Source organism: Flavobacterium collinsii (assembly GCF_902804485.1).
GTDB classification, from domain to species: Bacteria; Bacteroidota; Bacteroidia; order Flavobacteriales; family Flavobacteriaceae; genus Flavobacterium; species Flavobacterium collinsii.
Window position 1 is genome coordinate 61988 of the sequence record NZ_CADCST010000085.1, and the last position, 14223, is coordinate 76210.

The window sequence follows — 14223 nt, forward strand, 5'->3', positions numbered from 1 at the left end:
TTGTTGCTTTGCATCTTTATTTTTTAAGTTCAAAGAGATAAAGGTTCAGAGATTCAAATAGAAAACCTTTGCACCTTTGTACCTCTGAACCTTTGTTACTTTAACACTTTACTTTGACAAACAAAATCTGATTTCGGAATTTCTGTTTTAGAAATGGCTCCAAAACCGCCTTCAATTTCGCTAAAATTTCTGAAACCGCGAGCTTGTAAAATCGAAGCGGCAATCATACTGCGATATCCTCCGGCGCAATGCAGATAAAAATGTTCGTTTGGGTTAATGTCTTTTACCCAATCATTAATATAAGCCAGTGGTTTGCTGTACGCGTCTTCGATGTGCTCTGCAGCATATTCTGTTTCTTTACGAATATCGATTACTTTGTCTTCTCCGAATTTGAACTCATTTGAAAATTGCTGAGCAGTGATTCTGTTTACAGTGTCTACTTCGTAACCTGCTTTTTCCCAGGCTTCAAAACCACCATCTAAATGACCAATAATCGTGTCAAATCCTACACGGCTTAAACGGGTTACGGTTTCTTCTTCAAGACTGGTTTCTGTCACCAATATAATAGGTTGTTTTACATCACCAATTAAAGTTCCAACCCAAGGAGCAAAATCACCATTGATTCCAATATTGATAGATTGCGGAATAAATCCTTTACTAAAATTGGCAGCACTTCTGGTATCCAGAATTAAGGCATCTGTTTCTTCGGCTACAGCTTCAAATTCCTCTGCTTTTATGGTTTTCATTCCATTGTATAAAACCGTTTCAAAACTTTCGTAACCTTGCTTGTTCATCGCCACATTCATACTGAAATAGGCTGGAGGAGGCAATAAACCATCGGTAACTTCAGTAATAAATTCGGCTTCGGTCATATTGGCGCGCAACGCATAATTGGTTGCTTTTTGATTTCCAATTGTCGAAACGGTTTCTTTACTCATGTTTTTTCCGCAGGCACTTCCCGCACCATGAGCAGGGTAAACGATCACATCATCAGCCAAAGTCATGATTTTATCTCTTAACGAATGGTATAAAATCCCTGCTAATTGATCCTGTGTCATTCCGGCTGCTTTTTGAGCCAAATCCGGACGTCCGACATCACCAATAAATAAAGTGTCTCCGGAAAAAATCGCATGGTCTTTTCCGTTTTCATCAATAAGTAAAAAAGTAGTGCTTTCCATGGTGTGTCCCGGAGTATGCAATACTTTAATGGTTATTTTTCCAATCTTAAATTCCTGTCCGTCTTTTGCTGAAATACAGTCAAATTCGCAGGCAGCGTTGGGTCCGTAAACAATTGGCGCCTGAGTTTCTTTGCTTAAATCGACATGTCCGGAAACGAAATCGGCGTGAAAATGCGTTTCAAAAATATATTTCAATTTTACCTCATCGCGCTCTAAACGGTCTAAGTAAGGCTGAATTTCTCTTAACGGATCAATAATTGCAGCTTCGCCATTTGAAGTAATATAATAGGCACCCTGCGCAAGGCATCCGGTGTAAATTTGTTCTATTTTCATGATTTGAAATCTAAAATAATGTGGCACAAAGGTAAGTCTGTTTTTCGGGAAATTAAGTGACTATTGTTACAGAAATTTGATTTCTGCGTGAAAAAAAGGGCAGATTTTGACATAGATGTTATATTAATTGAGTTAAATTGGAGCAATTAAGCTTTAACTTATAATTTTGCATATGACGAATGTCATTTTAAAACAAATAAACAGTTAAACAGATGAAAACGGAAGATTTATTGAATCAGATTGCCTTTATAAAAGAAATTGATAAGGTAAAATACATTCAGCGAAAAACGAAGTTGTTTCATAGTGACCGAAACGAAAATGATGCAGAGCACAGCTGGCATTTGGCTTTAATGGCAATCGTTTTGGCTGAACATTCAGATGAACCAATTGATGTTCTGAAAGTCGTGAAAATGGTTTTGATACACGATATTGTAGAAATTGACGCAGGTGATACCTTTATATATGATTCACAGAAAAATCATTCTAATACCGATGAAGAGCGATTGGCGGCGAATCGTATTTTTGGTTTGCTTCCGAAAAAGCAGGCCGAAGAATTAATTGCTATCTGGGAAGAATTTGAAGCAGGTGAGACCAACGAAGCTAAATTTGCCAGATCGATGGATCGTTTAGAGCCTTTGTTGCAGAATACATCTAATAACGGCGGAACCTGGAAAGAGTTTGGAGTAAGTTATGATAAAGTGTACGAGAAAAAGAGGGTTATAAAAGAAGGTTCTAAAACATTATGGAATTATGCCGAAGGCTTGATTAATGAAAGCGTTGAAAAAGGGATTTTGAAGAAGGAGTAATTTTTTAAGCTCATAGTTCCAATTACGATTTATAGACAAATAATGGGGAAGCAACAAAACTATAAGTATAATTTGTACCTTCAAATTGTTGAAAAGTTTAACAAATATCAGGGGATAAACTTTTTTTAAAGGCAGGAATTTCGGGTTTTAATGGGTAAATTTGTGGGACTTCATAAATAAAATACCACTATGGAAGAAATGCTTTTTTATGACCGAATGCAATTTGCCTTCACGATTACTTTCCACTATCTTTTTCCGCAACTTACAATGGGTCTTTCGCTGATCATTGTGTACTTCAAATGGAAATATCTCAAAACTAAAAACGAACAATACAATCACGCCACCCATTTCTGGATGAGAATCTTCGCCCTGAATTTTGCGATGGGGGTGGTAACCGGAATTCCGATGGAGTTTCAGTTTGGAACCAACTGGGCAAAATTCTCCGAGTTAACCGGAGGGATTATCGGTCAGACATTGGCCATGGAAGGCATGTTTTCGTTTTTTCTGGAATCTTCTTTTTTAGGTCTGTTTTTGTTTGGAGAAAAATTATTGGGACATAAATGGCATTTTGTCACCGGATTACTAATCTGTATCGGTTCCTGGGCCAGTGGTTATTTAATCATTGCAACACATTCGTGGATGCAGAATCCCGTAGGTTACGAGATTTTAGAGAACGGAAAATTCGTGTTGACTAATTTCAAAGCACTGTTTCTAAATCCGTGGTTATGGCCATCGTATCTGCACAATCAGGCCGCTTCTTTAGTGACAAGTTCTTTTGTTGTAGCAGGAATTGGTTCTTTCTATATTTTAAGTAAAAAGAATATTGTTTTTGGAAAACTGTTTCTTAAAACGGGAGTGATCTTTGGATTGATTGCCAGTATGATTGTGGCGGTTCCAACGGGAGATTTACTAGCCAAAAATGTGGTGAAATACCAACCTGTAACTTTCGCGGCAATGGAAGGAATTTTTCATACTGAGAAAAAGGGTTCTGAAATTGTTTTAATTGGCCAGCCTGATGTAAAAGATAAAAAACTGGACAACAAGATTGCCGTACCTAATATTTTAAGTTTTCTGACTTATGGAAACTGGGAGCAGGAAATTAAAGGCTTAGATCAGTTTGAAGAAGATCTTCATCCCACCAATATTTCAGGTTTGTATTATGCCTATCATATTATGGTGGGACTTGGAACGCTGTTTATTGGTTTGATGTCCCTTGCTTTGTTTCAATTGATTAGAGGCAAATTGTATGAAACCAAGTGGATTCTTTGGTCCTTGCTTTTTATGATGCCATTCCCCTACATCGCCAATACAACTGGCTGGTACACGGCCGAACTGGGCAGACAGCCCTGGCTTGTTTACAATTTAATGCGAACGGCTGCCGGTGCATCACCGACCGTATCTTCTGGAAATACACTATTTACCTTACTAGGTTTTATAGGATTGTATCTTTTACTGGGAATGCTGTTTTTGCTTTTGATTGGAAAAATTATCAATAAAGGACCTCACACTGAAGTCATAACTGAAAATATATAAGTATGGAATTTTTTTGGTACGTAGTTTTAATGGGAATTTTGGCCGTTTACATTGTGTTAGATGGTTATGATTTTGGAGCAGGAATTATTCATTTATTTTTTGCCAAAACTGAAAAAGATAAAAAAGCAATTACAAACGCAATCGGTCCGTTTTGGGATGCCAACGAAGTTTGGATTATCGCCGCTGGAGGTGTTTTGTTTTTTGCTTTCCCTACTTTGTATGCTTCTTCTTTCAGCGGATTTTATCTGCCTTTGATCATGATTTTATGGTTACTGATCTTTCGTGCCATTGGTTTGGAAATGCGCGGACAGGTGCATCATCCCATGTGGGAAGCAATCTGGGATAAGGCTTTCGGAATCGCAAGTTTGCTTCTGGCTTTGTTCTTCGGAATTGCCTTGGGGAATATCGTGCGCGGTGTCAACCTTGGAATGGTAACCAATGGCGTTTCGACTCAGGAGGCACATTATTTCTTTTTGCCATTGTGGAATCCAACATTTAGTCCGCAGGCAAGTGAATTGGGGATTATAGACTGGTTTACACTTTTCCTGGGAATTGTGAGTGTGGTTTCCTTAACCATCCACGGTGCGAACTGGATCATCTTTAAAACCAATTCAGCTTTGAATCCACAGCTTAAAAATGTCGTTTTTAAATTGAATATCGTTTTGCTGGTTTTAGTGTGTATTTCATTGCAAATCTGGCACTTTATTGAGCCAAAGCCTTTCCATAATTTTGTAGAGAATCCAATTCTCTGGTTTTTTCCATTGATGACTTTCGTTGGGATTTTAGGATTATTCAAAGTACGTTCGTGGAAAAAAGACGGTTATGGATTTTTGTTTTCATCTTTGTTTTTGGTAGGTGGATTTGCTTCAACAGCTGTTTCAATTTTTCCGAATGTTTTGCCTTCTACAAATAATGTAAATCCGTCCTTAACTATTTATAACACTGCCGCAGGCGAATATGGATTGAATGCCGGAATGAGTTGGTTTTTTATCGCTTTGTTTTTGGTGATTATCTATTTTATTATTCAATACCGCGTATTCAGTGGGAAAATGGATGATATCGGGTATGGGGAGCATTAGGTTTTATAGCCGCGAATTCACAAATTTTCACGAATTAATGATATGCATAGCCGTTGGTTTTAACCAACGGTTTTTTTGTTTGATTCCGAGATGGCTTTAGCAAAAGAAGAGTTGTTAGGTAAAGTTGGGAAAGAATATTTTTATAAATTTTGTGATTTGAAACCTTTAGAAATAGGCTGAAAGCCTTAAAGCAATAGTGTAGTGCATCGTACTACGAATTAAGAAGAAGTGAATATTGCCCTGAAGGGGCAAAAGCAAATGAGTAACAGGTTAAAGAAGAATATATGTTTAAAAAAAATATATAATAAATGTTTTTTTGAGATTATGCTTTCGCCCTTTCAGGGCTTATCATCATATCTTTTTTCATTCATAGTGCTTCGCACCATGTTGTTGCTAAGGCTCTTTCAGAGCGCAAGGTTTCGAACGTAGTTAATTTTTAGTTTGTATTTTCTTTGGGTTTTCATCTTGATTGAAATTCAGGGTTTAATAACGGCACAAGCGATAGCCTACGGCGAAGCAATTCACGAATTAATGATATGAATAGCCGTTGGTTTTAACCAACGGTTTTTTTGTTTGATCCTGAGGAGGCTTTAGCTAAAATGTTTGCTGTATTTGGCTAAAGCCGAGATAAATGATATTATGATTCCGTGGGTTAAAACCCACGTCTATTCAATTTGGATAAACTCGAAATTTCTAATATATCATGAGTTCGCGCTAGTTAAAACCTTTTTTTGCAGGCTTGACCGAAACTCTGGATGATCCCGTTTTATGAAATCTGGACTATAAAAGAGTTTAAGTTTTAGAATATTTTCGTTCTTTTAATCTCAAAATTTAAAATAATGGATTACCAAATCAAAAAAGCAAGTTTAGAAGATCTTAATGAAACAGCCGAACTTTTTGACCTCTATCGTGTTTTCTATCGTCAGAAATCTGATGTTGAGGCAGGAAAAGCATTTCTTAAAGAACGATTGTTGCATAATGAGTCGGATATTTTTTTAGCGATTGCAGACGGAAAAGCAGTTGGCTTTGTACAGCTCTATAAAATATTTAGTTCTACTAAAATGCAAAGACTATGGTTACTAAATGACCTTTTTGTACATCCTGATTACAGGGGTAAAGGATTTTCTGTGGCATTAATTGATCGCAGTAAAGAATGGTGTGTGGAAACAAATGCTTGTGGATTGATGCTGGAAACCGAAAAAACGAATGATATAGGGAATCAGTTATATCCGCGCTGTGGTTTTGAATATGACGGTCAACATAACTATTATTATTGGTGGAAGTAAAAAGGCTTAAGTGTAAAGTTAGCCTGTACACTTTTGTCATTCCGAGGTACGAGGAAACTCCGCAAGTAACTCCGCAACGAAAGTCAATCTTTGTCGAGTTTCTCGCGGAGATTTCTCCTTCGTCGAAATGACAATGATTGTGATTATTTGGTCTAAAAATAAAGTTTTTATGCTTTTTTTACATCTATAGTAAAGATATTCTACAATTAACCAAAATAAAAATCTGCTGAATCTGCGTGAAACTTTAAAACAAAACCTCTTTTGTAATAATATAAAATCCCATTACGAGAACAAACCATCCAAAAATGGGTTTTAGTTTTGCCCCGTCGATTTTTTTAGAAAGCTGACTTCCTATAAACATTCCAAAGAGTGCCATTGCAGAAATTCCTAGTAGAAAGGTATAATCTATGGGAGTTCCGATGTATAAATCGCCGCCGAAACCTATCGAAGAGTTAATCGTAATAATCAACAATGAAGTTCCAACGGCTTGTTTCATGGGTAAATTAGCGAAGAAAAGCAGTGCAGGAATAATTAAAAAACCACCTCCCGCACCCAAAAATCCGGTCACAATTCCAACTAAAAATCCAATTAGACTTAATTGAACATAATTAGTTTCGGTGGCTTTTGTTTCGGGTTTGTTTTTTCGGATCATCGAAATTGCTGCTGTAATCATCAATACCGAGAAGATAATCATAATGAGAAAATCTTTGGAAACCGAATATGAAGCTATAGAAAACAGGGTAGAAGCAATTTGAGGAAAAATAACTTCCCGAATAATCAAAATCGAAATAACAGAGGGAATCGCAAAATACAAAGCCGACTTAAGTTTAAGATTCCCCATTTTGTAATGACTGTAACTTCCAAACATGGCAGTTAATCCCACTATAAATAAAGAATAAGAAGTAGCTTGTTCCGGATTTACTTTAAACAAATACACCAAAATTGGAATGGTTAATATAGATCCGCCACCGCCAATTAAGCCCAGTGATATTCCTATAATGATTGAGGCGAAGTATCCTAAATATTCCATTGCATTTGTTTTACACAAAGGTGCTTCGTTTAAAAGATACGCACAGTAACATTTATCACATAAGTTTTTTTTCTGCGACGAATTACACGAATTTTCCCGAATTAGTTTTAATAGGAATGAGGATAGATTCTCTATTTCATAACTACGTGTTTATAAAAAAGAGAAACACCTTTTGCAATAGTATAGAATCTATGTCACTATGGGTTTAGTAAATTACGTTCAGAGAAAAATAAAAATAATTTGTGCTAATTTGTGAAATTTGTGTTTAGTAATTCAATTTGATTGCGGTTGAGTTTGACCAGACCTCTTTGTTCCATTTTTTTGAGGAGTCGGGAGATTACCTCTCTGGAAGTATTTAATTCGGTTGCAATTTCCTGATGCGAAAGATTTACTTCAGAGCAGCCACAAGCATCCGAATGTCGTTTGAGGTAAAACTCTAAACGCTCATCCATAGACCGGAAAGCAATATTGTCAACGACTTCAAGAACTTCTTCAAAGCGGCTGCGGTAGGTATCAATTACAAATTCATACCAGGTTCGGTGTTCCATCATCCATTTGTCCATCATTTGTAACGGAATCATCATAACCGAAACATCTTCGACAACTTTTGCCATTATCTGGCTTTTTTCGCTTTTGGCAGTGCAGATCATCGAAATGGCACAGGCTTGTCCAGGTTGTAGGTAGTACATTAAAAATTCGCCGCCATCTTCACCTTCGCGGTAAATTTTAATTTTCCCTTTGGTAATTAACACGGTGTTTTTAATGTATTGTCCGGTACGCATTAAGATGGTTCCGGCTTCAAAATCCTGCGGGCTTCCGTTTTCTTCAATTGTTGTAATAAGTTCGTCGGAGAAATTGGGAAATATATTTTTTAGTGAGTTTTGCATTGATAATAGGAGGGAATTAATGCCCACGGTTTTTACGGTTTGAACAGGTTTACACAGATTTTATTTTTTGAAATCAAGGCCCAAAATATTTTAACACATAGAAACATAGTTTTTAAAGCTTAAAAAAAGACGTTTCACTTTACATGAACACACATAGCTATGTGTAAATAATGTATTATTTTATTTTGCTCTAAACTTAGAAAATAAATCTATGTTTCTATGTGTTGAATTTTTATTTTTTTGCACAACCCGTGCGATAGCAAACAGGTGGACTAATTCCACAAATTAACACTAATTAATTTGTGGAAATTCGTGCAATTCGCGGCGAATATTTTTAATCCTTTTAATCAGTGGCAAAAAACATTCGTGAAGAACATTTTTATTAAATTAAAATTAAAATCTATAATTTATTACAAAGATAGGGGATTGCAATGGTATAAATTATCAGAAAATTATATTTAATATGTGTTTTGTGTAAATGAAAAAATCCTATTTTCTATCGAATTTATAGACTATATTTTTAAAAATAGTAAGTAAATTTGCTTTTCACTGATTATAGTACTTTCTCTAAAACGTTTTCTGAGAATAATAATCGAAATCGCATTTGGCACGTTTTTAATCAATAGAAACGTCGTAATTTTACAAAAACACATTTACTATGAATTTATCACAAGAAGATTGGGTTAATCAGCTGGCTGCTGACGAGAATGCAGTTATACTGGACGTAAGAACTGAAGACGAATTTAATGACGGTTACATTCAAAACGCCGTAAACATCGACATTAATAAAGGACAAGGGTTTATTTATGAAATCGAAGAGCTTGATAAAAACAAAAATTATTATGTGTATTGCCGTTCTGGTGCCAGAAGCGCCAAAGCATGTCAGATTATGAATGAGTTAGGGATTAATAATGCCTACAATTTGCTTGGTGGAATTCTGGATTGGGAAGGTGAAACCGTAAACCCATAAGACAGAAGAAGAGGCCTATAAAGCCTCTTTTTTCTTTTTCAAATGCTATTAATAACCAAACTATAACAGACCAAATTATGAGTTTAATACCCGAAGAATTTCAAATTAAAAATTTGATCAATCAAGATACTTATCTTGTAAATGGAGAATTAAAACCATGGACGGGACAGACAACCCCAGTTTTTTCGACCATTTCCTCAACCGAAAAATACACGCCAACTTTATTAGGATCGATTCCGTTTATGGAAGAGAAAGAAGCTGCCGAAGTCGTGGAAGCTGCCAATACAGCTTATAATAAAGGTCAGGGCTTATGGCCAACGATGAAGGTCGTTGACCGCATTAAATGCATGGAGAATTTCGTAAATCAGATGAAGGAAACCCGCGAAGAGGTGGTGAAACTTTTGATGTGGGAAATTGGAAAAAACCTTGGCGATTCGCAAAAAGAATTTGACAGAACCGTTGAATATATTCAGGATACCATAGACAGTTATAAGGAACTAAACGGACGTAGCTCGCACTTTGAAAAAGTGCAGGGTGTTAATGCGATGATTCGTCGTGGGCCACTGGGTGTAGTTTTGTGCCTTGGACCTTATAACTATCCTTTGAATGAGACTTTTTCATTGTTGATTCCCGCTTTAATTATGGGAAACACTGTGATTTTTAAACCTGCAAAACATGGTGTTTTATGTATTTCGCCTTTGTTGGAAGCGTTCAGAAGCAGTTTTCCGAAAGGAGTAATCAATATTGTATACGGTCGTGGCCGAGAAGTAGCTTCGCCTATTATGAAGTCGGGAAAAATTGACGTTTTAGCGTTAATCGGAAACAGTAAATCAGCCATAGCATTACAGGATCAGCATCCAAATAAAAACAGACTGCGTTTGATTTTAGGTCTGGAAGCGAAAAACCCGGCGATTATTTTACCTGATGCCGATTTAGATTTAGCGATTCAGGAATGCATTGCAGGAACTTTATCGTTTAACGGACAACGTTGCACGGCTTTAAAAGTATTGTATGTACACGAATCTATTGCCGAAGAATTTAATAAACGTTTCGCTGAAAAAGTGGATGGTCTGGCATTTGGAAATCCTTGGGAAAAAGGAGTTTCTTTAACACCGCTTCCGGAAACAGATAAGCCAAAATACATTCAGGGACTAATTGATGATGCAACACATAAAGGAGCAAAAATACTGAATGAAAAAGGAGGGAAACACACTGATAATTATATTTTTCCCGCTGTCTTATATCCCGTAAACAAAGAAATGCGAGTGTATCATGAAGAGCAGTTTGGACCAGTAGTTCCCATTATTTCTTTCAAAGATATTAACGAGCCGCTTGAAGATATGGCCGAATCCAATTACGGACAGCAGGTAAGTCTTTTTGGAAAAGATATTAAGACCTTGGCACCGCTTATTGATGCCTTAGTAAATTTAGTATGCAGAGTAAACCTCAACAGTTCTTGCCAAAGAGGTCCGGATGCATTTCCGTTTACAGGCCGTAAAGATTCTGCTGTAGGAACTTTAAGTATTCCGGATGCCTTGCGTTCTTTTTCTATCCGTACGTTTGTTGCTTCAAAAGACATCGCTTATAACAATGAAATTTTGCAGGAATTGCTAAACAGCAGGGAGTCAAATTTTATTAATACCGATTATATTTTGTAGTTATCAGAGTTATATATTAATTGTAGAGGCCGTCTTTTTCTTTTGAATTGGACGGTTTTTATTTTTCTTTTTAAGCCTTTGATTTTCTGTGTGGTTGAGGTTCTGACTTTATTGTTTATTTTTAGAAATAAATTTTTTGAATAATGTAACTTAAAGTTAAAAATGTCATCTAACTACTATAATCAATCAAACCACCAAAATCTTAAAACAACTTATGGAAAAAAAATCACTTCAATTGCTATTTATAGCCTTCTTGTTTGTAGCACAAAATAGTTTTGCACAGGAACTTTACATGCCAAGGAATATTAAGGAATCTTATACTAATGGTGTTCGTTCTATGGATGGAAAACCCGGGAAAAATTATTGGCAAAATCATGGTAAATATGACATGGCTTTGACTGTAGATGCCAATACAAAAGTAGTTAGCGGAACCGAAACGATCGTGTATGAAAACAACAGTAATGATACGCTAAGGAATTTACGAATCAGATTTGTGAATAATATTCATAAAAAAACCTCGCCACGAGCGGTATTAAATAGTGAAGGTTTTTTTACGGAAGGATTGACAATTACAAATTTGAAAATCGAAGGTGAAGTCTACAAAGAAGATGCTAAAAGCTGGGGTACAGTTGGGAGCGTAAAAATGAATAAACCTATGCCGCCTCATAGTAAAATTACGATTGATATCGATTGGAATTATCCATTGTCAGAAGTGAGTGGGAGAGAGGGGCAAATCGATAACACTACTTTTTTTGTGGCCTATAGTTATCCTCGTGTTTCTGTTTTTGATGATTACAACAAATGGGACAACCTGCCTCATACTTCAGGTCAGGAGTTTTATAATGATTTTAATGATTATACGTATTCTGTAAAGGCACCTAAAAATTATGTGGTTTACGGAACGGGAGATTTATTGAATCCGGATGAGGTTTTACAGCCTGAATTTGCTGCACGTCTAAAAAAATCATACCTAACAGATGAAATTTTACACATTGCCAATGAGCAGGAAATGAAAAACGGTCTGGTAACAAAACAAAGCGATTGGAACGTTTGGAAATTTGAAGCTAAAAACATTACAGATGTTTGTTTTGGTTTAAGTGATCATTATTTATGGGATGCCGGAAGTGTAATTGTGGATAAAAAAACAAAGCGACGCGCGAGTATCCAAGCAGCTTATGATGTAAAAGGAACCGATTTTGAAAATTCTATTAAGTACAACCAATATGCTTTAGATTTCTTTTCACACAATTGGCCGGGAGTTCCCTATCCGTATTCTAAAATGACGGCTTTTCAGGGTTTTGCAGATATGGAATATCCAATGATGTGTAATGATTCGCAAATGGGAGATCCTGTTTTTGCACAGTTGGTTCAGGATCATGAAGTAGCTCATACCTATTTTCCTTTTTATATGGGAATCAACGAAACACGTTATGCTTTTATGGACGAAGGCTGGGCGACAACTTTTGAATATTTGATAGGAATCGCAGAGCACGGAAAAGAAGCCGCCGATAAGTTTTATAAAGAATTTCGAGTAGAACAATATATAAATGATCCGTCTACAGAAGAAGATCAGCCTATCATTACTATGTCATCACAGTTATCAGATTCTGGTTATGGCAATAATTCATACGGAAAAGCTTCTTTGTCATACCTGGCTTTAAAAGACTTGTTGGGTGATGATTTGTTTAAAAAAGCACTGCATGCCTATATGGACAATTGGAATGGTAAACACCCGGTTCCATGGGATTATTTTAATTCGATTAATACAGCTTCGGGTAAAAATCTGAATTGGTTTTTTGATAATTGGTTTTTCACGAATAATTACTTAGATCTTTCTGTTAAAAAGGTGGTTAAGAATGTGATTTCTGTAGCCAATGTTGGAGGTTTTGCAATTCCGTTTGATGCCATTGTGACCTACGCAGATAATACGACAGAAACAGTTCATAGCACACCGGCTGTTTGGCAGGCGAATCAAAAACTGGCCGCTGTTACAGTGAAGAGTAACAAGCAAATTAAAAAAGTAGTTCTAGATGGTGGTATTTTTATGGATGCTACTCCTTCCGACAATACCTGGTCAGCAAAATAAAAGAGTACAACAGAAGTCGTTTTTTTAACTAAAAAGACGACTTCTGTGTTTTATAAAAACAGCATAATAAGTTTTGAATTTTTAGTAACAAATTGAAAAAAATCAATAAGAAATGAATAGTTTACAAATTGTTTTTAGAAAAAAGATACTCTTCTTCGGTTTATTTGTATTGTTAACGAGTTTTGCATTTGCTCAAAATAAAGATAGAATTGAAATAGGAACAATCGATAGTATTTCTTCTAAAGTCCTGAACGAAGATAGAAAAATATGGATTCATCTTCCTAAAAGTGCACGAAATACAGGTCTGGCAAAACAAAAGTATCCGGTCGTTTATTTACTTGATGCTGAAGGACATTTTAGCTCCGTTGTAGGGATAATTGAAGAAATGAGCGAAGTGAACGGAAATACAAATTGTCCGGAAATGATTATAGTTGGGATTACGAACACTAATAGAAATCGTGATTTAACTCCTACACATACGGATGTTGATCCTCCATTTGTGTCAAAAAGTTTAAGTGATCAATCTGGTGGAGGAGAAAAATTTGTTGAATTTCTTGAAAAAGAATTGATTCCGTATATCGATGGTAAATATCCAACTACACCTTATAAAACACTGATAGGACATTCTTTTGGAGGTTTGACCACTTTGAATATTCTGACAAATCATACTCATTTATTCAATTCGTATCTTGCTATTGATCCGAGTTTGTGGTGGGATCATCAGAAATTTTTAGTTGCAACTGAAAAAAAAATAGAAAACAAAAAACTGCCGAATGTTTCCTTGTTTATGGCCGCTGCCAATACAATGGATGATAGCATGAATGTTGTGAAAGTAAGAAAAGATACAACGATTTTTACAAGACATATCCGCTCCATTTTAGATTTTAATGATTTTCTGAACAAGAACAAAAAAAGCGGTTTGAATTATCAGTACCAATATTATAATGATGATAATCATGGATCTGTACCATTGATCGCCACCTATGATGGTCTTCGGTTTTTGTTTAAATTCAATCAGTTAAAGCTTTCCATTCCGGAACAAATTAATTTTAATAAAGCTGTTTTTACTAAAATTGAAAAACATTTTGAAAATGTATCAAAACATTTAGGTTACAAGGTAAGCGTTCCAGAAAACACAGTAAATGCTTATGGTTATCAGTCTTTGGGTAAAAAAGATATGGAGCTGGCAGGTTATCTGTTCAGGTTAAATGTTGCGAATTATCCTCAAAGTCCAAATGTTCATGATTCGCTTGGAGATTTTTATGAAGCAAATGGTGATAAGAAAAATGCAATCGCCAGTTATGAAAAGGCTTTGATACTGGATAAAAACTTCTCGGAAGCTAAGATAAAACTGGAGAAATTAAAATAATAGATATA

The 14223-nt window shown here is 35.8% G+C and carries 11 protein-coding genes; 8 read left to right on the forward strand and 3 right to left on the reverse strand.

Annotated elements, in window-relative coordinates; translation table 11 throughout:
* Positions 1-95: 95 nt before the first annotated feature.
* Positions 96-1511: an MBL fold metallo-hydrolase gene (locus FLA105534_RS12150; protein ID WP_173966392.1), complete on the reverse strand. Its 1416-nt coding sequence runs from the start codon at positions 1509-1511 to the stop codon at positions 96-98.
* 212 nt (positions 1512-1723) lie between these two features.
* Between FLA105534_RS12150 and FLA105534_RS12155 the strand changes: the two genes are divergently transcribed.
* The 4 genes from FLA105534_RS12155 (at position 1724) to FLA105534_RS12170 (ending at position 6215) form a co-directional block, all read left to right on the forward strand.
* Positions 1724-2317, forward strand: a complete 594-nt coding sequence (locus tag FLA105534_RS12155) for an HD domain-containing protein (protein WP_173966393.1) — start codon at positions 1724-1726, stop codon at positions 2315-2317.
* 189 nt (positions 2318-2506) lie between these two features.
* A complete protein-coding gene (locus FLA105534_RS12160; RefSeq protein WP_173966394.1) occupies positions 2507-3850 on the forward strand; it encodes a cytochrome ubiquinol oxidase subunit I in 1344 nt (447 codons plus the stop codon).
* Between the two features lie 2 nt (positions 3851-3852).
* On the forward strand, positions 3853-4929 hold the full coding sequence (gene cydB, locus FLA105534_RS12165; RefSeq protein ID WP_173966395.1) for a cytochrome d ubiquinol oxidase subunit II: 1077 nt from the start codon (positions 3853-3855) through the stop codon (positions 4927-4929).
* Between the two features lie 839 nt (positions 4930-5768).
* Positions 5769-6215: a GNAT family N-acetyltransferase gene (locus tag FLA105534_RS12170; RefSeq protein ID WP_173966396.1), complete on the forward strand. Its 447-nt coding sequence runs from the start codon at positions 5769-5771 to the stop codon at positions 6213-6215.
* Positions 6216-6459: 244 nt separating this feature from the next.
* Here FLA105534_RS12170 and FLA105534_RS12175 read toward each other — a convergent pair whose 3' ends face one another.
* Together FLA105534_RS12175 and FLA105534_RS12180 are read right to left on the reverse strand one after the other, a co-directional pair.
* Positions 6460-7245, reverse strand: coding sequence for a sulfite exporter TauE/SafE family protein (locus FLA105534_RS12175; RefSeq protein WP_173966397.1), 786 nt, complete (start codon positions 7243-7245; stop codon positions 6460-6462).
* A 245-nt stretch (positions 7246-7490) separates the two neighbouring features.
* Positions 7491-8132 (reverse strand): Crp/Fnr family transcriptional regulator, encoded by a 642-nt coding sequence (locus FLA105534_RS12180; RefSeq protein WP_173966398.1) that lies wholly within the window; start codon positions 8130-8132, stop codon positions 7491-7493.
* 658 nt (positions 8133-8790) lie between these two features.
* Between FLA105534_RS12180 and FLA105534_RS12185 the strand changes: the two genes are divergently transcribed.
* The 4 genes from FLA105534_RS12185 (at position 8791) to FLA105534_RS12200 (ending at position 14215) form a co-directional block, all read left to right on the forward strand.
* The gene (locus FLA105534_RS12185; protein ID WP_173966399.1) at positions 8791-9102 is read left to right on the forward strand and encodes a rhodanese-like domain-containing protein; all 312 of its coding nucleotides are present in this window, start codon (positions 8791-8793) and stop codon (positions 9100-9102) included.
* A 77-nt stretch (positions 9103-9179) separates the two neighbouring features.
* Positions 9180-10760: an NADP-dependent glyceraldehyde-3-phosphate dehydrogenase gene (locus FLA105534_RS12190; RefSeq protein ID WP_173966400.1), complete on the forward strand. Its 1581-nt coding sequence runs from the start codon at positions 9180-9182 to the stop codon at positions 10758-10760.
* Positions 10761-10974: 214 nt separating this feature from the next.
* Positions 10975-12846: a M1 family metallopeptidase gene (locus tag FLA105534_RS12195; protein ID WP_173966401.1), complete on the forward strand. Its 1872-nt coding sequence runs from the start codon at positions 10975-10977 to the stop codon at positions 12844-12846.
* A 112-nt stretch (positions 12847-12958) separates the two neighbouring features.
* Positions 12959-14215 carry an alpha/beta hydrolase-fold protein gene (locus FLA105534_RS12200; protein ID WP_173966402.1) on the forward strand — a complete coding sequence of 419 codons (1257 nt, stop codon included), beginning with the start codon at positions 12959-12961 and terminating at the stop codon, positions 14213-14215.
* Positions 14216-14223: the final 8 nt, after the last annotated feature.

Coding starts and splice junctions, on each gene's coding strand:
- FLA105534_RS12150 (WP_173966392.1), bottom strand. CDS start 1,511: ATGAAAATAGAACAAATTTACACCGGATGCCTTGCGCAGGGTGCCTAT.
- FLA105534_RS12155 (WP_173966393.1), top strand. CDS start 1,724: ATGAAAACGGAAGATTTATTGAATCAGATTGCCTTTATAAAAGAAATT.
- FLA105534_RS12160 (WP_173966394.1), top strand. CDS start 2,507: ATGGAAGAAATGCTTTTTTATGACCGAATGCAATTTGCCTTCACGATT.
- cydB (WP_173966395.1), top strand. CDS start 3,853: ATGGAATTTTTTTGGTACGTAGTTTTAATGGGAATTTTGGCCGTTTAC.
- FLA105534_RS12170 (WP_173966396.1), top strand. CDS start 5,769: ATGGATTACCAAATCAAAAAAGCAAGTTTAGAAGATCTTAATGAAACA.
- FLA105534_RS12175 (WP_173966397.1), bottom strand. CDS start 7,245: ATGGAATATTTAGGATACTTCGCCTCAATCATTATAGGAATATCACTG.
- FLA105534_RS12180 (WP_173966398.1), bottom strand. CDS start 8,132: ATGCAAAACTCACTAAAAAATATATTTCCCAATTTCTCCGACGAACTT.
- FLA105534_RS12185 (WP_173966399.1), top strand. CDS start 8,791: ATGAATTTATCACAAGAAGATTGGGTTAATCAGCTGGCTGCTGACGAG.
- FLA105534_RS12190 (WP_173966400.1), top strand. CDS start 9,180: ATGAGTTTAATACCCGAAGAATTTCAAATTAAAAATTTGATCAATCAA.
- FLA105534_RS12195 (WP_173966401.1), top strand. CDS start 10,975: ATGGAAAAAAAATCACTTCAATTGCTATTTATAGCCTTCTTGTTTGTA.
- FLA105534_RS12200 (WP_173966402.1), top strand. CDS start 12,959: ATGAATAGTTTACAAATTGTTTTTAGAAAAAAGATACTCTTCTTCGGT.